At 44.8% G+C, this 22,828-nt stretch carries 25 protein-coding genes; 14 read left to right on the top strand and 11 right to left on the bottom strand.

The annotated features are described in order from the left end of the window. Window positions 1-256, bottom strand: a 256-nt coding sequence (locus tag QXE01_05390; GenBank protein ID MEM4970668.1) for a hypothetical protein, incomplete at its 3' end; no start/stop codon positions are given. A gap of 145 nt (window positions 257-401) precedes the next feature. Here QXE01_05390 and QXE01_05385 point away from each other — a divergent pair. After that, the gene (locus tag QXE01_05385) at window positions 402-947 is read left to right on the top strand and encodes an isochorismatase family cysteine hydrolase (protein ID MEM4970667.1); all 546 of its coding nucleotides are present in this window, start codon (window positions 402-404) and stop codon (window positions 945-947) included. Between the two features lie 138 nt (window positions 948-1,085). Here the strand turns inward: QXE01_05385 and QXE01_05380 are convergent, their stop codons facing one another. From QXE01_05380 to QXE01_05370, 3 genes are all read right to left on the bottom strand, one after another. Then, complete coding sequence (locus QXE01_05380) at window positions 1,086-1,607, bottom strand: magnesium-dependent phosphatase-1 (protein MEM4970666.1); 522 nt, start codon at window positions 1,605-1,607, stop codon at window positions 1,086-1,088. A 293-nt stretch (window positions 1,608-1,900) separates the two neighbouring features. Beyond that, window positions 1,901-3,118, bottom strand: coding sequence for a pyridoxal phosphate-dependent aminotransferase (locus QXE01_05375; protein ID MEM4970665.1), 1,218 nt, complete (start codon window positions 3,116-3,118; stop codon window positions 1,901-1,903). Between the two features lie 104 nt (window positions 3,119-3,222). After that, window positions 3,223-4,266, bottom strand: a complete 1,044-nt coding sequence (locus QXE01_05370; protein ID MEM4970664.1) for a substrate-binding domain-containing protein — start codon at window positions 4,264-4,266, stop codon at window positions 3,223-3,225. Between the two features lie 100 nt (window positions 4,267-4,366). On the opposite strand from QXE01_05370, the gene QXE01_05365 reads away from it, so the two are divergent. The 6 genes from QXE01_05365 to QXE01_05340 all read left to right on the top strand — a co-directional run bounded on the left by QXE01_05365 (window position 4,367) and on the right by QXE01_05340 (window position 8,984). Beyond that, window positions 4,367-5,044, top strand: a complete 678-nt coding sequence (locus QXE01_05365) for a substrate-binding domain-containing protein (protein MEM4970663.1) — start codon at window positions 4,367-4,369, stop codon at window positions 5,042-5,044. Window positions 5,045-5,084: 40 nt separating this feature from the next. After that, entirely contained in the window at window positions 5,085-6,374 is a 1,290-nt protein-coding gene (locus QXE01_05360) for an IS200/IS605 family accessory protein TnpB-related protein (GenBank protein ID MEM4970662.1), read from the top strand. A 27-nt stretch (window positions 6,375-6,401) separates the two neighbouring features. Continuing rightward, window positions 6,402-6,647: a hypothetical protein gene (locus QXE01_05355; GenBank protein ID MEM4970661.1), complete on the top strand. Its 246-nt coding sequence runs from the start codon at window positions 6,402-6,404 to the stop codon at window positions 6,645-6,647. 40 nt (window positions 6,648-6,687) lie between these two features. Continuing rightward, window positions 6,688-7,140, top strand: a complete 453-nt coding sequence (locus QXE01_05350) for an SRPBCC domain-containing protein (protein ID MEM4970660.1) — start codon at window positions 6,688-6,690, stop codon at window positions 7,138-7,140. A 113-nt stretch (window positions 7,141-7,253) separates the two neighbouring features. After that, complete coding sequence (gene icd, locus QXE01_05345) at window positions 7,254-8,513, top strand: isocitrate dehydrogenase (NADP(+)) (GenBank protein MEM4970659.1); 1,260 nt, start codon at window positions 7,254-7,256, stop codon at window positions 8,511-8,513. A 21-nt stretch (window positions 8,514-8,534) separates the two neighbouring features. Further along, entirely contained in the window at window positions 8,535-8,984 is a 450-nt protein-coding gene (locus QXE01_05340; protein MEM4970658.1) for a hypothetical protein, read from the top strand. Window positions 8,985-9,047: 63 nt separating this feature from the next. On the opposite strand, the gene QXE01_05335 is transcribed toward QXE01_05340, so the two are convergent. After that, complete coding sequence (locus QXE01_05335) at window positions 9,048-9,638, bottom strand: HD domain-containing protein (GenBank protein MEM4970657.1); 591 nt, start codon at window positions 9,636-9,638, stop codon at window positions 9,048-9,050. 105 nt (window positions 9,639-9,743) lie between these two features. On the opposite strand from QXE01_05335, the gene gcvT reads away from it, so the two are divergent. From gcvT to QXE01_05310, 5 genes are all read left to right on the top strand, one after another. After that, a complete protein-coding gene (gene gcvT, locus QXE01_05330; GenBank protein MEM4970656.1) occupies window positions 9,744-10,832 on the top strand; it encodes a glycine cleavage system aminomethyltransferase GcvT in 1,089 nt (362 codons plus the stop codon). A gap of 4 nt (window positions 10,833-10,836) precedes the next feature. Further along, window positions 10,837-11,244, top strand: a complete 408-nt coding sequence (gcvH, locus tag QXE01_05325) for a glycine cleavage system protein GcvH (GenBank protein MEM4970655.1) — start codon at window positions 10,837-10,839, stop codon at window positions 11,242-11,244. A 1-nt stretch (window position 11,245) separates the two neighbouring features. Beyond that, the gene (locus QXE01_05320; GenBank protein ID MEM4970654.1) at window positions 11,246-11,701 is read left to right on the top strand and encodes a hypothetical protein; all 456 of its coding nucleotides are present in this window, start codon (window positions 11,246-11,248) and stop codon (window positions 11,699-11,701) included. Between the two features lie 10 nt (window positions 11,702-11,711). Next, entirely contained in the window at window positions 11,712-12,815 is a 1,104-nt protein-coding gene (locus tag QXE01_05315) for an NAD(P)/FAD-dependent oxidoreductase (protein MEM4970653.1), read from the top strand. A gap of 126 nt (window positions 12,816-12,941) precedes the next feature. Beyond that, window positions 12,942-13,853 carry an ABC transporter ATP-binding protein gene (locus tag QXE01_05310; protein ID MEM4970652.1) on the top strand — a complete coding sequence of 304 codons (912 nt, stop codon included), beginning with the start codon at window positions 12,942-12,944 and terminating at the stop codon, window positions 13,851-13,853. Here the strand turns inward: QXE01_05310 and thiM are convergent. The 6 genes from thiM to QXE01_05280 all read right to left on the bottom strand — a co-directional run bounded on the left by thiM (window position 13,834) and on the right by QXE01_05280 (window position 21,134). Next, entirely contained in the window at window positions 13,834-14,649 is an 816-nt protein-coding gene (thiM, locus tag QXE01_05305; GenBank protein ID MEM4970651.1) for a hydroxyethylthiazole kinase, read from the bottom strand. The two genes, QXE01_05310 and thiM, sit on opposite strands and share 20 nt — an antisense overlap. A 333-nt stretch (window positions 14,650-14,982) precedes the next feature. After that, window positions 14,983-16,308 (bottom strand): ABC transporter substrate-binding protein, encoded by a 1,326-nt coding sequence (locus tag QXE01_05300; GenBank protein MEM4970650.1) that lies wholly within the window; start codon window positions 16,306-16,308, stop codon window positions 14,983-14,985. A gap of 292 nt (window positions 16,309-16,600) precedes the next feature. Further along, window positions 16,601-17,731: a DUF373 family protein gene (locus tag QXE01_05295; protein ID MEM4970649.1), complete on the bottom strand. Its 1,131-nt coding sequence runs from the start codon at window positions 17,729-17,731 to the stop codon at window positions 16,601-16,603. Continuing rightward, entirely contained in the window at window positions 17,703-18,596 is an 894-nt protein-coding gene (locus tag QXE01_05290; GenBank protein MEM4970648.1) for a hypothetical protein, read from the bottom strand. Before QXE01_05290 ends, QXE01_05295 begins: the two co-directional genes overlap by 29 nt. A 274-nt stretch (window positions 18,597-18,870) precedes the next feature. Further along, entirely contained in the window at window positions 18,871-19,767 is an 897-nt protein-coding gene (locus QXE01_05285; protein MEM4970647.1) for a winged helix-turn-helix transcriptional regulator, read from the bottom strand. A gap of 2 nt (window positions 19,768-19,769) precedes the next feature. Next, window positions 19,770-21,134 (bottom strand): M20/M25/M40 family metallo-hydrolase, encoded by a 1,365-nt coding sequence (locus QXE01_05280; protein ID MEM4970646.1) that lies wholly within the window; start codon window positions 21,132-21,134, stop codon window positions 19,770-19,772. Between the two features lie 352 nt (window positions 21,135-21,486). Here QXE01_05280 and QXE01_05275 point away from each other — a divergent pair, with 352 nt between their 5' ends. Next, on the top strand, window positions 21,487-21,732 hold the full coding sequence (locus tag QXE01_05275) for a DNA-directed RNA polymerase subunit H (protein ID MEM4970645.1): 246 nt from the start codon (window positions 21,487-21,489) through the stop codon (window positions 21,730-21,732). Between the two features lie 10 nt (window positions 21,733-21,742). Then, window positions 21,743-22,828: DNA-directed RNA polymerase subunit B'' (locus QXE01_05270; GenBank protein ID MEM4970644.1), on the top strand; the 1,086-nt coding region annotated here is incomplete at its 3' end.

Genomic DNA, 22,828 nt, shown 5'->3' with positions numbered 1-22,828 from the left:
GATACCCAACCAAGCCTCTGAAGAACTCGTGGAAATCGCTGAACTCCTCCTCCTGAGAAGCTATATAGCTATAATCCCCAGAGCCCCTCCTCAAAAGCTCTACAAGGATAGCAGCCCTTCTAAAGGGATCCTCTATAGCCTCCAACCCCTCAGGAGCCCTCGCAAGACACCCTCTACAAGGAAGGCCTAGAGAGAGTCTATGGGAATCTATATCGCCTTTACAAGCTGGGCAGAGGGATTCGTAGGCTATTATCACCTTCTATAACCCTGTATAGGCTATTGTGTAGATAGCACGGTATATAAAGGTTAAGGCATAATCTCTGCGGAAATAATTCTGCTATACTTGAAGTTGGAGTGTTAAGGTTTATATAGCCCTTAGCGAACATATGTTCGGTGATGGTTTGAAGCCCGCCCTCATAGTTATAGACATGAATAAAGACTTTGTATATGGGAAGCTAGGAAATGAGAGAGCTAAAAAGCTTGTTCCAAAGCTAAAGGAATTAATTGAAAAAGCTAGAGAGAACGGCATACCCGTGATATATGTGGGAGATGCACATCTACCAAGCGACCCAGAGATAAGGATATGGGGTGAGCATTCAATGAAAGGAACTACAGGGGCTGAGATAGTCGATGAGCTCAAACCCAGAGAAGGTGACTATGTATTGGAGAAAAGGGCTTACAGCGCATTCCACGAAACAGGACTAGATATGCTTCTCAGATCCTTAGGGATCGATACAGTAATCCTCACAGGACTCCACACAAATATATGCGTGAGACACACAGCAGCTGACGCCTTCTTCAAGGGCTATAGGATTATAGTACCTAGAGATGGTGTTGATGCCTTTACTGAGAAGGAGCATATAGAGGGACTTGAATACTTAAGAAAAGTATATGGGGCCGAGGTAGTCGATTCTAGCGAGCTGATGAGCAGACTAATAAAGAAATAGATCGATAAATCTAATAGATTAGATAAGACTATTGCAATGGCTTATGCTAGAAATTTGCTAGAAACGATCCAGCTGTATTTAGCTCTACAAGGATTCTTATTTCTTAAACCATCGGCTGCAAAACATTATTTTTGATCCTTATAGATTATAACAATCTATAATGTTTGATTCTATCTTCCTAATAGCCTCTTCATAGCTTCTAAAGTCTCTCCAGGCCTGTAGGAAGATGATTCTCCCTATGTTTCTATAGATCGCATCTAAATGGATTGTTCTATCATCTATATATACGATCCTACAGAGAGGGATATCCTGACCCTTTTCTTTAAGAATGTTTAAAAGCTTAAGGATCATCCGATCTTTGTTGGGGTGGTTCTCAATCATATGATAGTGAAATAGATCTCTTATGCCGAATGCATCGAGAACCCCTAAAGCCTTCTCCGGCTCGTTCCAGCTGAGGCTAGAGATGATAGCCCCTCTCTCCCTAGCCCAGAGGAGTATCTTCAGAGAATCGATGTATAGATTCACAGCCACACCCCTAGAATCGATTACCCTTGTCTCCGAAATCCTTTTAAAAGGGGGGATCAATTCTGACACATTCTTATGATCCCACATAGTCCCATCAAGATCCATTAAGAGGAGAAATCCTGGCCCCCCTTTCAACTCAATCCTCACAACTATTAATGCTATAAAATAAACTATATAAATTTAACTACATCCACCTTTTACCCTAGCCCTATAAGCTATAGCTTTTAGATCTAGTTAGCCTTCTATCCTTTTAAAGCCGAGATAGCTGGTATATATTTACTCCTGAATAGCATTAGGATCTCTAAGTTAATGCTATTCTAAATATGTCTAAATATGTGAAAGCCTATGTCTCTGGATCCGATGATTGTTTATTAACCAATAGTGTTAAAAGGGGTTATAGATTTTCTAGTGATCGATTTTATAAAGATCTAACTCCTTTCAATGCTATGAAGCCCAGATCTCGCTCTATTTATGAGATATGATGACATTATCTCTACCGCTTCTCTCAATCTATACTTATCTTCCCATGAAAAGCTAAGTCTAACCCACTTCTCCCCTCCAGGACCGAAGAGTGTTCCTGGAACTACTATTACTCCCTTTTCGCTAGCTAATTCTCTAGCCCATTGGTCTGAGGGTTTTGATAGATATTTAGATAGATCTACATAGATGAAGATACCAGCCTCAGGCCTTCTATATCTAGCTTCTGGCAGGAGCTTCTCTAGGCTTTTTACAAGCTCATCCCTCCTCGATCTATATTCCTCTATAATCTTTGGCAGGAACTTCTCCCTATATCTCCCCCTCAGATACTCTAGAATCAGTAGTTGAGATGGTAGAGGGGCATTATAGCTTGTGGCCTCTCTAGCATGTGCTATAGCATCTGCTATGTTTTCCTCAGCAGCTATAAAGCCGAGCCTCCACCCCGGGATACCAGGATCCTTGCTATATGTCCCAACAGTGATCACATATTCGTAGCACCATCTCTCAGGCCAGACTCTCTCAGCCTCGTAATAGAGTGTATAATATGCTATATCGTGGATGAGATATACCCTCCTATCACATGCCAGATCCGCTAGGAGTCTCGCCTCAGAGCTGTTGAGAACTCTTCCAGTAGGGTTATCGGGGTTGGCTATTATAACAGCTCTGGTCTTCGAGAATAGGTCTTTCAACATCTCTTCTGAGAGGGATAGCTCTGGATATGAGATCGACTCAACAATCCTGTTGCCTAGAAGTCCTAGGATTGAGTAGAAATGGAAATAAGCTGGGACAACTATCCCAACAGGATCACCTTGATCTGTTGTAGATGCTATCGAAGCATATAGCCCTTCAATACCCCCTGTAGTGATCACAACACCTCTCCTAGGATTTGGCATCGGCCTGCCTAGAGCAGCTAGATCCTCTGAAACAGCCTCTCTAAGCTCTTGAAGCCCCCTGGGGGATGTGTATGTGTAGAGATATATATCGCTAACCCTGCTTCTAAGACTCTCCAACAGGCTATCCATAAGCTCCCTAGGAGGCGGTATACCTGGCTGGCCGACATGTAGGGCATAGGGGTTGAAACCCCTAGACCTCAGCATAGAAACCATCTCTTGGATCCACATGGTGGGGCTGGGCATGATGGAGAGAACCCTTCTAGAAACCCCGGCCATGGGGTCAGACCCCTGGTCAGAAGAATATAGTGTGATAGAATATAAACCTATTATAACCCGGAGAACCGAATTATCTAGCAGAATATATTTGAGTAGGATAAATACTAGCTCTTCACCCTATACCCAGGCATTATCTCAGCTAGCCCCATAACCACCTGGGGGCTCATGAGTCTTCTAAGCTCTTCAACCCCTGCCTTCCACATTCTATCCCTTAAAGCGTAGCACTCATACTCCTCCCAAGCCACGTGGATCCATCTCAAGCCATGCTTCTCAGCTGTATATCTCAGCGTGAGCCCTACATCAGCTTTTCCAGAGGCTATGGCCTCACATACCTCCTCATGGGTATATAGCTCCTCACCCGAGATCCTTATACCCTCGAGCCCCCTACCCTTTTTCCCAGAGTATTTCCTCAGCATCTGCTCTAGATAGACCCTAGTCCCAGACCCTCTGTTCCTCATAGCAACTCTATATCTCCCAGCTATTATACCCTCGAGGGCCTCCTCAAGATCATCGATCCCAATATCCCTTCTAAATGCGAGAACCAATTCCCTCATATATCCGCCTATCATCTCAACTCTATCAACGAGCCAGAGCCTCTCTAGATAGGGCTTGTTATATATACCCGTCTCTGGATCGTAGAGGTGTGTACACGAGACATCAGCCTCGCCTAGGGATAGCATTGCCAGGGATAAGCCAGATCCTATGCATATACCCCTCACATCAACCCCCCTGGATGAGAGCCTACCTAGTATAATTGATAGAAGTGGATCGTGGCTGTGAGCCACCACAAGCCCACCCCCTGGCCCTCCCAGCGTTGAGGGTGCTGAGAGGCCTGCCTCCTCCAGCCTAGACTTTGCATCTATATATAGCTTTAACAAATACTCTCCAAACTCGGTTAGCTTGGATCCACCGCCCCCTTTCCCACCCCTCCTAGTGTTTAAAAGCCTCCTCCCCGCTAGCTTCTCCACAGTAGAGACCCTCTCCCAGGCCTTTGAAAAGGGTATTCCGAGGGATTTTGAAGTAGCTAATAACGACCCCTTCTCCCTCACCCCAGCTAGGATCGATATGAGCTCTTCATCAACAACAGGTTTCCCCTTGATCTCAATGATAGGTTTATACCTAACCCTTATATCCAAACCCTCCTCCATATCCCTCTGGATTTAATAATATGCAAAACATATATTTGTTATCTATTATCTGATAACGATATATTTTATAGCTTTCTTAGCAATTGAATTTGGTGTCTAGATGAGGCTCTCCAGATATCTAGTAGCGGGAATAGCTGTGGCAGTGATCCTATCAGCGATAGCCATTTACTATGTAGCTAACTACCTCCTATCCCCACAACAGGTAGTGCTTAGAGTATCCACCACAACCTCTCTATATGCTACAGGCCTTCTAGATTATCTTGCCAATGAATATAGGAAGAGCCATAGCAATGTGAGGATAGAGTTCATAGCCGTTGGAACAGGCGCTGCGCTAAGGATAGCTGAGCAGGGGAACTCCTGCATGGTCTTCGTCCATGCTCCGAGCCTTGAGAAGCAATATATGGATAGAGGGGTTATAGAGGGGAGGAGGATAATTGCATATAACTTCTTCATACTAGTAGGCCCTAAGGAGGATCCTGCTCAGGCTAATAGATCTCAAAGCGTTGTTGAGGCATTCAAAAAGATCTATCAGGCTGGTGAGAGTGGGAGAGCGATGTTTATCTCGAGGGGGGATAACTCTGGAACGCATGTTAAGGAGCTCTCTATATGGAATAAAACAGCTCTGGATCCCAAGGGGAGGGGCTGGTATAAGGAGTGTGGCTGTGGCATGGATCAGGATCTAGTAATGGCTAACGAGCTGAAGGGATATACACTCAGTGACACAGGTACGTATCTCCAGTTTAAGAAAGAGGGAAGGCTGTTTCTGATTAAACGTTAAATTTAAATACTTTTAGTTACTTCTACTTACTTGGTTGGTGTTGGAGAAGCTCTTAAAGATCCTTAAAAGAACAATAATCCTGGAAGGCTGGACTAATAGGTTTGGTAGGCAGGCTCTTAGAGAGATTTCTGAAGCTTATAGAACAATGCTTCGGGAAATGCTAGACTATGCTATAGAGCATAGTGCTTCTCAAGAAACATTACATAGGATCTTCTACAATAGGTTTAGAGAGGAATATCCATGGCTTCCCACAAGGGTTATCAAGGGATGCTATAGAGATGCTGTTAGAAGGGCTAAATCATTTAGAAAGAAGAAAAAGAAGGGGCAGGCTAGAAAGGATAAGCCAGAGATAAGGAGTATAACGATAACATATTCTGATTCCCAGGATTGGAGATTGAGAGAAGGATATATAGAGCTTAGAACACATAGAGGATGGATCAGAATAATCTATAGAAATCATAAACAGCTACATAGATATCTCTATAACAATTGGAAACCATCTAGCGAGTTGAAGCTAAAACTATCCAATGGGAGGATCCTTGTGTATCTAACCCTTGTAAAAGAATTCGAGATATTATATAGACCTGGCAATGCTGTTGCAGTGGATATAAATGAGAATAATGTTACACTAGCTGTTTTTGTAGATAGGAGATTACATGAGATCTATAGGGTTGAGACTAACATTGGTAGAATAGTTATAGCTTATTCTGAGAGGAGGAGAAGGATAGCGGAGAATAGATCCACTAGGGATAGGGTTGCTAGGAAAGCCCTTAGAAGGCTTCGTGAGGGGGAGAGGAAAGAAGAGATCATATACAAGACAGCTAGGATCATCGAGGAAATTGCAAGGAGATATGATGCAGCTGTAGTTATTGGAAATGCCCATAGAGGTAAGAATAGAATGGCTAGCAAGGCTAGTAAGAAAAATCTTAGGCATAGGATCCACCAGTGGTGCGCCTCAAAGCTAGTAGAGATATTGAATAATAAACCATTATATGTTGTTGAGGAGTCAGAGGCATATTCCTCCTCTAGAGATCCTTTTAGCAGGAAGCCTATCAAAAACTATACCCCCTCTGTGATTCGCGTTGCGTTGAGAGGGGGTAGAAGGGTAAAGGTCATAAAAATACAGCTGAGGCTAGCAAGGCTGAGCAATGGATTAACCATGGATAGAGACATGATAGGTGCTATAAACATAGGTTTGAGATATCTATCACCAGATGGGAGGGGCGTGGCGTTCCCCTCGACAGAGCCCCATGAGGTGTGGGTGAAGCTATTGATCCCACACCAAGGGCTAACCCCTCTCACGGAACTAAAACTAACGAAAAATAACTAAAAGTACCGTGAGAGGGGAAACGCTCACATGGTCTCAATAGCTAGGGCCCTTGCACTTGATCCCGAGATCATATTTTTGGATGAGCCGTTCACATATCTTGACAGCGAGAAGAGATCTACCCTTATAAAGGCTCTTCAGAGGAGGAGGGCCCTTGGCACAGGGTTGGTTATAGTGTCACACGATCTGGAGGCTGCTAGGGCGGTTGGGCTTGATAGGATTGTGGAAATGGAGGATCTACATAGGGTTGCTAGGGCCAGCGGTAGATCGCCATAATAGTTATAATATTTCACAGATATAGATGTTGGTGTATTCATTGAAGCTCCAATATACAGGATCTTTCGAAGTGAGATCTCCCAAGGAGAAGGTATATGGGTTCCTAACAAATCCAGAGAGAGTAGCTAGAGCATTCCCAGGTGTTGAGAAGGTTGAGGTCTCGGATGAAAATAACTTCTCTGTCAGGGCTACGATGGGGATAGGACATCTCAAGGGTAGTATGAACTTCAAGCTAAGATTTGAGGAGAAGAAACCCTATGATCATGCGAAGGTTGTTGGCAGGGGTATGGGGCTTCAAAGCACAGCAGATCTCTCCCTATCATTCGATCTAGAAGATCTAGGTGGAGGTGTTACAAGGATAAAGTGGATCTTCGAGGGTAACGTAGGCGGGCTAGTAGGATCCCTTGGGGGTAGGCTGTTAGATGATGTTGCAAAGAGGCTTGTAGATGAGGTGATATCGAATATCAAGAAGGCAATTGAGCAAGGAGCATAGATATCAGATCATCTGCTGATGCGATCCCAGGGATCTATAGCTTATTAATATCAAATCCAAAGGGGTTTTAAAGCTATTTATCTTTTGAACCATAACTATTATTGGCGGTCGCATTGATAGCCTCACTCGAGAAGATCAGGCCTCCTGATGAGGGTTCATTTATAGAGTATGTGGATGGAGCCTATAGAGTTCCTAGCAAGCCCATCATAGCCTATATAGAGGGTGATGGCATAGGCCCCGAGGTGGTTAGCTCTGCTAGGAGGGTTCTAGATGCTGCTGTTGAGAAGGTCTATGGAGGCTCTAGAAGGATTATCTGGTGGGAGCTCTACGCAGGCTATAAGGCTGAGAAGCTCTTCGGAACACTCCTCCCAGAGGATACTCTGAGGGGTATGATGCTCGCTAAGGTAACCCTTAAGGGTCCTCTGGAGACGCCTATCGGTACTGGACATAGATCTATAAATGTTGCTATTAGGCAGAAGCTAGATCTATATTCCAATATAAGGCCTGTGAGGTATTTCAGAGGAGTCCCGGCTCCAAGCAGATATGCGGAGAAGATCAACCTAGTTATCTTCAGAGAAAACACAGAAGACGTCTATGCTGGGATAGAGTGGCAGGCTGGTAGCAGGGAGGCTTTAAAGGTTATAGAGTTCCTACACAGGGAGTTCGGGATCGAATTAACACCAGATACAGGGATAGGTGTGAAGCCTATAAGCGAGTACAGGACTAAGAGGCATGTTAGGAAAGCCCTTAGATATGCGATCCAGCATAAGAGGAGGGTGGTGACCCTGATGCATAAGGGGAATATAATGAAGTATACAGAGGGGGCTTTCATGAACTGGGGCTACGAGGTTGCCCTCAGCGAGTTCAGAGAATATGTTGTTACCGAGAAGGAGGTTGCAGAGCTATATGGTGGAAACCCGCCACCAGGAAAGATCGTGGTGAACGATAGGGTTGCTGATAACATGTTCCAGCAGATCATAACAAGGCCCTGGGACTACGATGTGATAGTAACGCCGAACCTCAATGGAGACTATCTAAGCGATGCAGCAAGCGCCCTAGTAGGGGGTATAGGGATAGCCCCTGGCCTCAACGCAGGGGATATCTTCGCATTCGCCGAGCCGGTGCATGGCACAGCACCTAAGTACGCTGGTAAGAATGTGGCTAACCCCTCAGCAACCATCCTTGCAGGGGCCATGCTTCTAGAGCATATAGGCTGGGTAGAGGCTTCGGAGCTTATATGGAGGGCTGTTGAGGAGACAATAGCCTCTGGAAAGATGACCCAGGATCTTGCTAGACATTATGAGAATGTAAAGCCGCTATCAACAACAGAGTTTACAGAGGCAGTTATAGAGACTATTAAGAGGCTTAGATGACCACCTATTTGAGGAGCTGTTATGAATAGCATAGCGAGGATCATACTGGCTTTTCTACTATATATGATATCTATGATAATATCCCTCATAGCGCTACCATCTATATTCACCCAGAGCTATATACTAGCATATATAAGGCCATACCAGCTAATGGCATTTGCAGACCTATTGATAGCCCTCTCATTCCTACTCATATACCTTATAACAAATGCGAGAACACCGCTATATGTAACAGAGCTAGCACTGGCAGCCCTGATACCTATAAACTATCTAGATATATATACAAGAATGGTGCAAGGGGTACACATAGCATTACTACCGCTCTTTATAAGGATAGAAGGGCCATCGGGCTCATCCCTAGCCCTAGACCTTGGACAGATCTCGATCCTAGTCCTGGCTATTCTCTATATAAGGAACGCCATGGGGAGAAAGCCAAGGGATAGCAGTGTACAAAATACTCTGAATCCATAGCTGTTCGATCCAGATCTTCTTCTAATTTTATAGAGAGATCTATGGTTAAAAGTCCTATCCACCTTAGTATGAGGTGTCTGAAAGTTCCCTTAGAAGCTGTCTATAGAATTGTTTGATAGCCTCGTTTCTCTCATATGCTATTCTTCTAGACTCCTCTAGATATAGCTTATCGTATAGTTTGAGGAGCTTCTCCTCAAAATGCTTAGCCGTCTCCCCTATGCCTCTACCCCATATGCCTCCCAACATAAATGTTCTTGCAACACCTATAGCGCCTATGGCGTCTATCTTATCCGCATCACTCAATATCTTCCCCTCGATTGTCTTGGGCTCCTGGCCATAGCTATAGCTGTGGCTGGCTATCGCCTCAACTACTTTTGCCACCACGTCATCGCTATAGCCGAGCATCCTCAGGATCTTCTCTGCAAATGCTGCAGAAACCTCTGCATGGTGTCCCTGGCCTCCTATGAATCTTCCTATATCGTGTAGAAGGGCTGCGAGATCTAATGCCAATAGATCCACATTATCACCTATTGCAGAGGCTATCCTTCTACATAGCTTTCTAACCCTTACAATGTGATCCCACCCATGCACAGGATCCTTTGAGGATATGCTTCTAACAAGATCCTCTATAAAGAATATCCTTTGATCCTCCATATAAGCCCCATATAACATATATAGAGCTGATCGATATTTAAGAAATCCCCCACCACGTATCTAGAGCTCTATATATTGTTCATAGATATATACATTGGTGGTTAGATGCTTAAAATACCTCTCCTCGAACTGTTAAAGAGCTTTGGAGGCGATGTAGGTGTTTTCGCGGGCTTCGAGACAATTATGAGCTATGGAGATCCCTTTTCAGAACATATGGCTGTTAGAAGCGATGCTGCTCTATTCGATATAAGCCATATGGGTAGAATCCTTGTTGAGGGGAGCGATGCCTTCGAACTCCTTGATAAGCTACTCCCAAAGGATCTAGGTGAGTCAAAGGATAAATCCATGTTCGGCCCAACAGCCTTTCTAAATGAGAAGGGGGGTTTTAGGGATGATGTTATGCTATATAGATTTGCGGAGGATAGATGGCTCATAGTGTGTAATGCGATCAATAGGGAGAAGATCTATGGATGGCTCGGCGAGTGGATATCTATAGAAGGCTATAGAGTCGCTATAAAGGATATCACAATGGATACAGCAATGCTAGCCCTACAAGGCCCAAGCTCCCCCCAATATTTATCCAGACTCGGGCTCGGAGATGCCGAGGCCCTCAAACCCCTCGAGTTTATAGAGGGCCTCGAAACACGGTTTGGGAGGGTAGAGGTTATAAGTAGGAGTGGGTGGACCGGAGAGGATGGCTTTGAAATCATTGCGAGCCCTGCAACAGCCTCTAGGATTTTGGAGGAGGCTAGATCCATAGGGATCAAGCTAGCAGGCCTCATAGCAAGGGATAGCCTGAGGCTTGAGATGGGATATGTGCTATATGGAGAAGATATAGGAGAGGATATAAACCCTCTAGAAGCTAGATACTGGGTCTTCACAAGGGGGAAGAGTGGTTGCATAGGCTGCGAAGCCCTCAGAGAGATCGGTAGAAGAGGGGTTACAAGGGTTAGGTATATGTTTAGGCTTAAAAAAGGCGTTAGGATCATACCTAGGAAGGGGTATAGAGTGTTATATGACGGTGAGGAGATAGGCTATATAACCAGCGGAGCATACTCACCATATCTCGAGAGGCCGATAGCGATGGGCTATGTTAGGAGTAGCCATGCACTCCCAGGAATGAGTGTGGATATAGAGGTTAGGGGTAAGCTATATGAAGCAAAAATACTTGATTACCCATTGATAAAGAGGTGAGCATATGGAAGAGGTTGTTGTGAAAGGCTATAGAGTGCCTAAGAACCTCCTATACACAGAGACAGATGAGTGGGTCAGGATCGAGGGTGACATAGCAGTAGTGGGGATCACGGACTATGCGCAGAAGAAGCTTAAAAACATAATAGGTGTTGAGCTACCCCAGAAAGGCTCTAGAGTTAGGAAGGGAGATTCGGTAGGGGTTATAGAGAGTATAAAGGCTGTTGCGGACCTCTACGCCCCGGTCTCGGGGGAGGTTGTAGAGGTTAACGAGAGGCTTAGGGAGGAGCCCGAGCTTATAAACCACGAGCCATATAGCGGGGGCTGGATCTTCAAGATAAGGCTATTGAATAGAGATGAGGTTAGAGACCTGCTGAATTATGAGAAATACTCAGAGAAGATCTCGAGGGAATAGCTTGCAACCCCTCAAAATACCCCCGAGGATAAAGGTTCTCGAGGCTCTAGGAGCTATAGCTGATGGGAGGATCAAGATAACCTCTGATAAAGAGGCTATAGTAATCAGCTCCGAGGGGGATAGAAGCTATAGAGTATATGTGGATCTAGATAGGAGAATAGCCGATAGCAGTGATAATGGAACCACATATAGAGGATATATAGGCTATCCAATAATAGCCTTCCTAATGCTAAGGGGAGCCATACCATTTAGAAGCGATATAGCCGAGGCGCTTAAAGGGGTTAGATGGAAATATCTTAATGAGAAATATAAAAGCTACTCAGCTGTTGAGAGCATCATCTACAGGGATCTCAAGGCTAAATCTATAGATATTAATGAGGTTAACAAATATGTTGAAGATGTGATTAAAGCCCTTTCATCCCTAGGCCTGAGAAGACCTGCGAAGACACAGGGGTAGCTGGGAGGCCTTGGGAGAGATCCTAGTGGTTGGGGGAGGCTTCTCAGGCCTCCTCCTAGCATCCAGAATCCCCGGCTCCGAGGTTTTCGAGGAGAACCATAGCATCGGGGTTCCGCCTCATTGCACCGGGCTTGTTAGCTGGGATACTATAAAGATCATAGGGGCTCCTGCTAGGGAGAGTATTGTCTCTAGCTATAGATATATAAGGGTTTTAAACACGGCGGGGGAGGATATGGTTATCCTCAAGCCTAGCCAGAGGATCTATAAGCTAGATAGGATCTTACTTGAAAAGCTCCTAGCTAGAGAGGCTGAGGATATAGGTTCGAAGATACATACTAGGGCAAAGGTTTTATCAGTAGATCTTGGGGGCAGCGTTGTTATCCATGGAAAAGGGGGGTTTAAAAGGGTGGCTGGATCTCTTGTAGCTATAGCAGAGGGCTCTCTAAACAATATCTCTAGGAAGCTTGGGCTATCGAGGAAACAAGATCTGTTAGTAGGTGTTCAAGGATATATAAATATATCTAGAGATATAGATGAAGAAGAGATACTTGTCTTCGTAGATGATAGGATCTTCAGGGGGTTCTTCGGATGGCTAGTACCTCTTGGCGATGGAGAGGCTATAGCTGGTATGGCCTCTAAGCTTGGAGACTACACCAATATGGCTCTAAGGATCTATCTATTAGTGCTTAGAAGGTTGGGATATCTAAGGGGTAATGATCTAAGAGGAGCATATGGGGGGCTAATTGTTAGAGGCTATCCACTTATGAAACACTATAGAGGCCGTGTAATAGCTATAGGAGACTCGGCCGGCTTCGCAAAACCCTTTAGCGGTGGAGGCCTATACCCAGCATCTAGGCAGGTTGAGGCTCTCATAATAGCCCTCAGGAGATCTGAGGATGAGGAGGCTCTTAAGAGATACTCTAAATTAATAAGAGATGAGATCAGATCTCTGAGGCTTCAATGGATAGCAACTAAAGCGGTAGAGGCTATAGGTATAGAGAGGGCTATTAAGATCCTCGCTGGGCTGGGGATCAGAAGCATATCTATGGATTACGATCATCATGAGAAGGTATTGCCCAAACTATTATTGGAAGTCTTAGCAGAAAACCGATGATCTCTGATTCAGAGTTGTATCAATGCTCTTTACCAGTTTAATAAACCTAGATCTATGGAAAATATCTTCTAAAAAATACTATGTAGTGGGGTAAAGGCTATAGAGATCGTTATCAGGGCTAAGGATGTGTCTAAGAGATATGGGAATATAGCTGCTTTAGATGGTATAGATCTAGAGGTTCCCAGAGGATCTCTCTATAGCCTTTTAGGCCCTAACGGGGCTGGTAAGAGCACCCTTATAAGGATCCTTGTTGGGCTTATAAGACAGGATAGAGGTTATATAGAGATCCTAGGATTAGATCCGCGGTCTAGGCATTCGGAGGTGATGTCCAGAATAGGCTATGTACCCGAGCTCCCATCCTTCCCCGATTTTATGAGTGGTGAGGAGTATCTAAGACTAACAGCTGATCTATATGGTCTTGGAAGAGATTCTAGGACTAGGATCTCTGAGGTTCTATCCCTTGTAGGGCTTGAAAAGGCTTCTAAAAGAAAGATCGGTACATATAGCAAGGGGATGATCCAGAGGCTCGCCATTGCACAAGCAATACTCCCAGAGCCAGAGCTTTTAATACTGGATGAACCCCTCATGGGTATAGATCCTGAGGCGAGGATACAGTTCAAAGATCTATTTGTTAGGCTTGCTAGAGATGGGAAGACAATACTATATTCATCCCATATACTCGAGGAGGTGGAGAGGATCAGCACCCACATAGCTATAATAAACAGGGGTAGAATCGTTGCCTCCGGTACTAGGGAGGAGGTTGAATCAATATTGAGGGGCGATAAGGAGATTGAGATAACCCTTTACAATGAGATCCCAGGGGTTTCAAGGTTTATAGAGGAGGTTGATGGTGTTAAAAAGGTGGAGACTATAGGGAATAAGATTAAAATCTATATAAGAGGCGATGGAGATGATATGATCATTAGGAAGAGGATCTACGAGGTGATCAGGGATTCAGGGGGCTATATAATTGAGATGAGGCTTAACAGAGCGTCCATCGAGGATCTATTTCTACGCGCTATTGAGAAGACTTCCTAGATCTTATCTCAACCTCAACATCCCTCAAATGATCTAGGCTTATATAGTATATAGCGTTTATAAGCTCAACCTTAAAACTCCCAGGCTCTCTAGCCCTTCTAGAGGCCAGCTCGGCAGCCCTTTTAAAGAAAACAGAGCCGTCTATAGAAGCCCTCAGAGGATCTTTATTCACCGCTGCGAACGCAGATACTATAGATCCCAGCATACAGCCCATACCAGTCACATATCTAGAGAGCTCCGAACCTCCTCTAACCTCAGCATACCTCGAGCCATCTGAGATAATATCTATAGGGCCTGATGCAAACACCGTTGTGCTGAACTCTCTCGCAACCTTCTCAGCTACATCGATGGTGGCCTCGCCAAGGGAGTCTACACCCTTAACAAGACCCCTGCTACCTGCTATAGCTGCTATTTCACCCCCATTACCCTTGAGGATGGTTACCTCAGCCTCCCTCAAGATCCTTATGGTAGTCTCTGTTCTAAGTCTAGTAGCACCTGCACCAACAGGATCTAGGATCAGAGGCTTCTTATTCCTAGAGGCAGCCTTAGCAAGAGCGATCATCGATGGTATCCAATGGCTATCTAGCGTACCTATGTTTATATAGATAGCATCCGCGACGGCAGCGAGCTCTTCAACCTCCTCGATCGCGTGTGCCATTATTGGTGAAGCACCTATAGCAAGGGTTACATTTGCAGCGTCATTCATAACAACATAGTTCATTATATGGTGTATCAGGGGTCTTTTATTCTTGATCTCAATAAGATCCCTATATATATCTGAACCATATATCTTCAAGATATTCCCAGAAGATATATACATAAAAATCTTATAAACCTAACAATAGAAAGACTATAAAGATCAATAAATAGGGGATAGAAGCTGAGCTAAACCTATTGAGATAGCTAGCAGAAGTCTTGACCCCATATATTAAGCACATTAACGATATTTCAAAGAAACACCCTTCTATACTAAACAGGGATAATACCTTAGTAGCAAGGAGCATAAGGATATGGACTTCAAAACTGCTTTGAGGGATTGGGAATTCTATCTCCATATTAAAAACAAGCCTTCGTTGTAAAAAGCCTCTTCACGGGCTTCCCTGCGTTTAAACTCTATATTGTTATACTACTATATCTTTGTGATCCAAGTTACTTTATCTGTTGTTGAGTCCCATGTAGCGACTCTAATCCATGTGGGCTTTCCATCGCTAATAGTTACAGCAAATATGTCATAGCTCCCAGCAGCTCTATCTCCGTTTTCATCTAGGAGTGTCCACCCACTTGCACCGAAGTATCTTGATGCTACTTGGGGGAAGACTTTTGCGATAGCTTCCCCATCATTCTTACCTGCAAGTAGTATTGATAATCCTATGAGCCATATACAGTCATAGGCTGTAGCTGCATATGTACCCATATCCTCCCCACCCCCTATCGCCCTATATCTCTGGTTGAGGGCCTGATATACGGGGCTGCTGGTTACTGCAAACACTGTGCTTATTAGCTTGACTCTAGCAGCAACCACCCCAACCTCTGAAATAACCTTTGGGTTGCCAGCGGTTACATCTGTGCCAAACCATGTGATCCCCATGAGCTCTGGATAGCCCTGTGAAGCGCTCAATATTGCTACTATTTCGTCGAAGCTCATGGTGACTACTGCAACGTTCTTAGCACCATATCTCGTTACAGCATCTCTAACAATGCTGGCTAGGGTTGCGACATAACTTGAGAAGTATGATGTGGTGGGATCGTATGGTATAGGTGATCCAACAATAGATCCTCCAAGAGCTGTGAACCTAGAGGAGAAGGAATCGGCGAGACCCTTCCCCCAAGGATCGTTTCTATATATTATTGCGGTATATTTAACGCCGTAATCCATAACAAGCCTGGCTAGGGCTTTAGCTTGGAAGAGATCGTTAGTAGGTAGCCTAAACGCATAATCAGGCAGCGCGAGATCCGCTGCCGTTGATTGGCTACAGAGAACTATCTTATTGCTATTGGCATATGCCCTTATAGCCCTTAACTCGGCACTCGTATATGGACCCTCAGAAGTCCTAACACCCCTTGCATAGAGTGATGTGAGCTTGTTAAGAGCCGTGGTAGGGTCTGTAGCTGTATCTTCGATCAAAACCCTGAAGGTTACCGGTATTCCAAGGTTTTTAACGAAGTTATTGAGATCATCCTGAGCCATTAGAACCGCAACCCTCATTCTAGCTCCATCACTAGCACCAGCTCCGCTTAGGGGTAGGAGAGCGCCTATTGGTATCTCGCCTTGGAGCCCATACGATGCCTGGACAATCGACTGTGTTATGGTGGTTATCTGTGGCTGTGCCACCGTTACAGTAGCTGTGGCTATCTGTGGAGGTCTGGGCTGGCTAACTATAGATCCACCGGCATATCCAGCTATCACACCTATTATAAGCATTATTATAGCCAATATAGATCCCGTAATTCTCAATACATATCCCCAAAATATTAGATATACAGGATATATATGTTAGATATATAGTATAAAAATATCTAGAGTACTGAGCCCTGGAGTTAATAGAAAGCTGATCAGCAGAACAGCTCTATTATCTCAACACTAGAGCCTTGGAAGATCGATCGTTGGCAAGAGTTACCATGCCTAGTTACTATTGAGCCCTGATGGGGATGTGAAAGCCATCCTGCATGACCATAGAATGTGGAGTATACGTAGATCTGACCTCCTCTCCGCCCTAAAGAGCGAGATCTTCAGCCGTAGGTGAATCTTATTGCCTCTTTCTACCAGCTTTAGTCCTTCTAACAACCCTCTCTGCGAATTGGAGTAGCGATGATGCAATCAAGATAGCTGCTACAATTAGTAGGAGGCTTTGGAATGCGTTGCTACCCCACATAGCATCTATTATCTCTTTTGTACCAGCGTTATCTGGTAGGGATACTAGTACCGCTCCTATATCTCTTAACAGTACTGAGAACATCACTATCACTATAAGTGCCATCCCTGGTCTCCAAGCCTTTATAGATCTAGCCAGGACTCTCCTCACAACTAATCCGAGAACTGGGAGGGCTATTGATAGGCCGTATAGCCATGAGAGGTTCTCGAGTAATGCCCCTACTATCTTGAAATCCCTCTGGTATGTCTGGTAGCTCGATAGGAGGCTGAACCATGTTAGCATTATAGCTATTGCTAGAACCGCTATCCCCATTCCTGTTAGAATTACCCCGCTGGGATTTCTCCTCCACATATTGATGAAGACATCCTCTAGGTTAAAGCCCCTCACAATCATTACAAGTCCGAGGAATATAACTGCTATTAGCAGCGCCTGCTGAAGAAGGTTGAATAAAGCCATAACCCCTATGAGTACTAGGAGAAAGCCTGGATAGCCTATAGCGATTCTGGAGAGCCTCGGCTCCTCAAGGATCTTCCTAATATACCTCCAGATCAGTATATATGTCTGCTCAACAGATCTAGACTGCTCTATAACAACTGTTTTTACATAATATATAGGTATTATAGATTCTATCACAGGAATTATCTTTTCATCCTCGCCGCCATCGGAGACTATTATAGCTGCCTTAGCACCTACCGCATTGATAACATCTATAAGCTGGCTCCTTATCCTCTCAACAGCTCTTAAACCACCCCTCTGATCGCCTGATATGGCTGCGATCTCTACTTTATAGCCCTGTTCCTCCATTTCCCTATAGATCTTTATCGCTGCGAATAGAGCGTTTACATCCGAGTCCTCAGGCCTTGCAAGGGCATAGCTATATGCTGCCTCGGAAACCCTTTTAACCCCGATTATGGGGGTTTCTAGCCCAGCCCTTCCCAGATCATCGTCATAATCTATAACCACAATCACTATACTCTCAGGGGTTTTCTCCAACCCTCTCCTCACTACCCCCTTCTACTTCTAAACCATATAGGGCTTGGAGCTCTTCAAATGTTAATCTATCTCCAGATGCTAGCTTCTCCTCAGCCCTCTTCCTTATCTCACCAAGTCTCTCAGCCCTAGATTTCTTCTCACTCATAGCTCTCAGCTCTCTCAGCTTGCTCCTAAGGCTATTTATCTCCTCCCTCTTCCTCTTTATCTCCTCATATATCTTCTCCCTCTCTGCTGAGAGTCTATCGAGCTCTCTAGAGATCTCCTCCAGCCTAGCTCTTCTCCTCTCTATCTCGGCTATTGCCTGGCTCTCCTTAGCCTTAAACTCCTCAATCCCTTTAGAGACCTCTGAGATGGATCTCTTTATATCCTCTATCTCTATCCTCGCAGAGGCTATCTCAGCCCTTATCTCTGTAATCATGTTCTTCGCATTCTTAGCCTTGAGGATCTTGTTAAGCTGTGTCTCTAACCTAGCTATACTCCTTATTATATCCTCCTCATCATCAGGATCAACTTGGCCTGTCATGATCTTCCACTCAAGAGAGTCTATCCTCTTCTTTATAGAGGCTATCGAGACACCTGCAAGCCTCTCAAGATCAGGATATGCCCTTCTAATCTCATCAAGCCTAGATATGCTAGCCCTAAACCTCTCCCTAGCCTCCCTCAGCTTATTCCTAAGATCCCTCACCATCTCTACAAGCCTAGCCTTACCCTCCCTAGCCTCTCTAAGACCAGCCCTAAGATCCCTTATCTCAGAGATCAGCCTCCTCCTCTCCTCAACAAGCCTTGAGAACTCCTCCCTCACCCTATCCCTCTTCTCAATGAGAACCCTCAGATCCTCTCTAAGGGCGTCCAGCTCAGCATATATCCTCTCCTCCAAGGATCAGCCTACCCCCAGATGGTATGGGAACAGCTTTGTCTCCACAATATATATGTTAGGATGTATAAAGAGCTTACATCTGCATAGCAGAGCATATAACACACCAGATCCTCTCCTATATCCCTCACCTACATCAATGAGATATATTGGGTAGAGCTTATATAAGCCATATGTATAGATATGCTCAACGATATAACTCATATATATAACGGGGCATCTCGTATAAATTAAAAATAATTAAAACGAGATATAGGAGTGTTCTACTTAAAAACACTTATTCCTTCTTCTTAAGTCTATATAGCTTCCCCTTTCCCGGACCTTCGAATTCTTCCACCAAGCCTTCTTCGACTAGTCTTTTCAATCTTTTCCATGTTGTTGATTTTGGGGTGTTAAGTGTTTTTGATATGAGGGATAGCGACATGCCTTTTGGATTCTTGGATAGAAGATCCATTATTTCTTTATCGAGATCCCTTCTAGCCATTTTAGATCTCACGATCCTGGCTATTTTGGGGGATGTGTAGCCTATTACTCCTCCTAAAAGCCCTATTCCCGTGTATAGGAGGATCTGGGTTATAGGTTCTTGATTAGGGGTTACATGGCTATTTTGGGTGGGGGTTGTAAGTGTTGATGCTTCTTTCATAAGCTCCCTTGGATATGGGAAGATCCTTACCTTTATATATATTGTTTCGTTTACTCCGAAGCGGAGTATGTAGCCGCTGTCCTGTGCTGGTAGAACCTCGGCTGGATTTGGCGATGATGCTGTGTTAACTAGGTAGTATGGGAGCCATACCTCTGATATGTTATGTGCCGATCCATTAACAATGATCGGGTATATAGTTGCGTATAGAGTTCCATTGGTAATCTCAATGCCTGTTGATGCACATACCAATAGCCCTCTCCCCTGGATCATTGCTAGATATCTAGAGCTTGAGATAAGCTGTAGCCTAACCTCTGGGGAGGCTGTGCATATCAGCTGTCCCTCTGGAATAGATATTGCAATCGATATAGGGCTTTCATCGGAGGATATATTTATATAGTATTTCACAAGTGGAGGCTCTATTCTCACGGCAACATCTATCTGATCCCTATAATCCCCAGCTACATTTATCGATGAAAGCATTATCACCAGGATAGATAAGGATAGAAGGGGGAAAACATCTCTAAGCCTCAACTCTATCTTCCCACCGAAGCAACCTCCAGCATGTAGAGAGCTGTGTAGCTGGCAATGCCTGGGATTGTATCTATCGTTATATATTCGTTGGGAGCATGTGCTCTGCCCCCATGTCCGGGGCCTGTTGTTATCATTGGGATCCCTATTCTCCTTGTGAAGAGATAGCTTGGCGCTGATCCAGGTAGGATGGGTATTATATATGGCTTCATCCCGATATCGCTATAGGCTTTCTTAGCAGCCTCCACATAGGGGGATCTAGGATCTGTTTTGCTCCATGTATAGGCATCTTTAACGCTGATCTCAACGAGATCGGATAGCCCCAGCCTCTTCACAAGATCCTCCAGACCCCTTATAACATCCTCAGGCTCTATATTGGGGACTAGCCTAAAGTCAAGTCTCATAACAGCCTCGCCAGGGGTTATAGTCTTTGTGCCAGGCCCTGTATATCCTGAGGAGAAGCCATCTATATTAACCGTTGGCTTGAAGTGAACAGCTATATACCACTCCCTACCCCTCAGCCTCGGCCTATAAACCCCGTAGAGCTGTAGAAGCTCCTCAGCTGGAGATGCCTCCTCAAGATCCTTGAGGTACTTGAGATCCTCCTCCGTCGGGCCTATAGCCTTCTCCTCAAGCCATGGTATCCTCGGACCCTCAAGAGGATCTATTAGGTGAGATGCTATCCTAGCTAGAACAGCTGCCGGGTTATATAGACCCCTGCTATAGCTACTATGAACATCGTACCTCGAAACCCTGCATCTAAGCTCGACAAACACTATACCCTTGTTACCAAGAACAATAGTTGGCTTCCCCCTAACCCTCTCGGAGGGGAAGGCGAAATAGACTAGATCAGCTCTCCTAAGCTCTGAAAACTTATCCTCAACAAACTTTGGCATGGAAGGGCTTCCAAGCTCCTCCTCACCTTCTAAAGCAAAGATTATATTTACAGGAAGCCTATCCATCCTAGCAAGAATCTCTATGCCAATCAGGGAGCTCATGAGGGCACCCTTAGTGTTGAAAGCCCCCCTAGCTATAATCCTATCACCAGCAATCCTAGCCTCGAATGGTGGAGACTCCCAGAGCTCTAGAGGCTCTACAGGCTGGACATCATACATATTATATAATATAACGGTCTTCTCAGCCCCTACATCTAGCTTCCCATATACAATTGGATGACCCCCATAGCTTAGAAGCGTAACCTGTGCCCCAAGCCTATCAGAGATCCAATCCCTTAGATATGAGGCAGTTTCCTTTATCCCCTCCCCACTCCCAGATATGCTCGGCATTCTAAGTAGCTTCCTAACCTCTTCAACAAGCTCATCCCTCCTCCTATTCACCTCCCTCAAAATCCTGGACTTAAGATCTTCCATAGCTGGTCTCCTATAAGATATTGGAACCAGGTATTAATAATAAACACTATATTCATGCTAGAAATCTCTCTAGAGGGTTTTACCCCTCATATGTTTCTCTGTACCCGCATTGCTCTACCATACCCTCTACAGCGAGTGCAGAGGAGTTTGGGGCTTCATCTTTATCTCGCACCTGCTCGTTGCTCGTACACCTCAGACAGCAATGTTCCATGCTAGCAAAACTTAAAAGGGGTTGCCAGCCTTGCTGAAGAGAGCTAGAATTCCCATAATATCTAAATTGAGGATGAGGATGGAAAGCTTATATCTTTTCTGAGACCCAAATATATACAGAGAAGAGGGTGGTTGTTGTTAGATGTCTGAGAAGAGATTTAATGTTCTTAAACATGAGCTTGTCCCTAGGCATGAGATTGTGCCTATTGAGGAGGCTATAAAGATATTGAGGGAGCTGGGTGTTAGGCCTGAGCAGCTTCCGTGGATAAAGGCTAGCGATCCTGTTGCTAGGGCTATTGGGGCTAAGCCTGGGGATATCATTAGGGTTATTAGGAAGAGCGAGACTGCTGGTGAGATTGTTGTTTATAGATATGTTATAGCGGGGTGATGCCAGGTCTATGCAGAGGATCGATACATTCCCAACTCCCGAGGATAGATGGATCGTTATAGAGAGGTTTATAAGGGAGAAGGGGCTTGTTAAGCAGCATATAAACAGCTATAACGATTTTATAACCAGGAGACTCAGGGAGATCATTGAGGAGGAATCTATTGTCCAGACCTCCTCACCAAACTTCTATGCAGTGATAACAGATGTTAGGATAGGGAATCCACAGGTTAGGGAGTTTGATGGGAGTATAAACACATCTATAACCCCCCTGGAATGTAGGATAAGGAATCTCACATATGCAGCCCCTGTCTATGTTAATATAGTGCTTGTGGAGGATGGGATCAAGAGCGCATCTCCAGAGCCTATACTTCTATGCGAGATACCTGTTATGGTTAGAAGTGTTAAGGATCCCACCAGCACTATGGATGAGAAGACCCTTAGAGAGATCGGAGAGGATCCAAAGGATCCTGGGGGATACTTCATAATAAATGGTAGCGAGAGGATATTAGTAGCACAGGAGGATCTAGCTCCGAACAGGGTGATAGTTGATTATGCTAAGGAGGGGCTCAATGTAACCCATATGGCGAAGGTTGTATCTGCAACAACAGGTTATAGAGTACCCATAATACTGGATCGCCATAAGGATGGGACGCTCCACATATCCTTCCCAGCCGTGACTGGTAAGATACCCTTCGCGGTTATGATGAGGGCTCTAGGGCTTGAGAGTGATTATGAGATAGCACTAGCTGTATCACCTGATCAGGAGATCCAGAAGGAGCTAATACCATCTCTGCTACAGAGCGCTGAGATAAAGACCTCTACAGATGCCCTAGAGTTTATAGGTAATAGGGTTGCTGTTGGACAGCCTAGGGAGGTTAGAATTGAGAGGGCTGAGCAGATCATAGATAGGTATTTCCTACCCCACCTAGGCACTAGCAAGAATGATAGGCTTAAGAAGGCCCTCTACCTAGGCTATATGGCTCTCAAGCTTATAGAGTTTATGCTTGGTAGGAGGGAGGCTGATGACAAGGATCACTATAGGAATAAGAGGCTTAAGCTCGCAGGAGATCTCCTCGCAGTACAGTTCAGGGTAGCC

Source organism: Sulfolobales archaeon, assembly GCA_038897115.1.
Lineage (GTDB): Archaea > Thermoproteota > Thermoprotei_A > Sulfolobales > AG1 > AG1.
The sequence above is the reverse complement of the archived record's forward strand: the minus strand, read 5'-3'. Positions and strand labels throughout refer to the sequence as shown.

Bases quoted from the DNA above. Each gene is read 5' to 3' on its own strand.
- gcvH (MEM4970655.1), top strand. From the start codon at position 10,837: ATGGAAGAGGTTGTTGTGAAAGGCTATAGAGTGCCTAAGAACCTCCTA.
- QXE01_05355 (MEM4970661.1), top strand. From the start codon at position 6,402: ATGGTCTCAATAGCTAGGGCCCTTGCACTTGATCCCGAGATCATATTT.
- QXE01_05335 (MEM4970657.1), bottom strand. From the start codon at position 9,638: ATGGAGGATCAAAGGATATTCTTTATAGAGGATCTTGTTAGAAGCATA.
- QXE01_05365 (MEM4970663.1), top strand. From the start codon at position 4,367: ATGAGGCTCTCCAGATATCTAGTAGCGGGAATAGCTGTGGCAGTGATC.
- gcvT (MEM4970656.1), top strand. From the start codon at position 9,744: ATGCTTAAAATACCTCTCCTCGAACTGTTAAAGAGCTTTGGAGGCGAT.
- QXE01_05275 (MEM4970645.1), top strand. From the start codon at position 21,487: ATGTCTGAGAAGAGATTTAATGTTCTTAAACATGAGCTTGTCCCTAGG.
- QXE01_05280 (MEM4970646.1), bottom strand. From the start codon at position 21,134: ATGGAAGATCTTAAGTCCAGGATTTTGAGGGAGGTGAATAGGAGGAGG.
- QXE01_05340 (MEM4970658.1), top strand. From the start codon at position 8,535: ATGAATAGCATAGCGAGGATCATACTGGCTTTTCTACTATATATGATA.
- QXE01_05375 (MEM4970665.1), bottom strand. From the start codon at position 3,118: ATGGCCGGGGTTTCTAGAAGGGTTCTCTCCATCATGCCCAGCCCCACC.
- QXE01_05370 (MEM4970664.1), bottom strand. From the start codon at position 4,266: ATGGAGGAGGGTTTGGATATAAGGGTTAGGTATAAACCTATCATTGAG.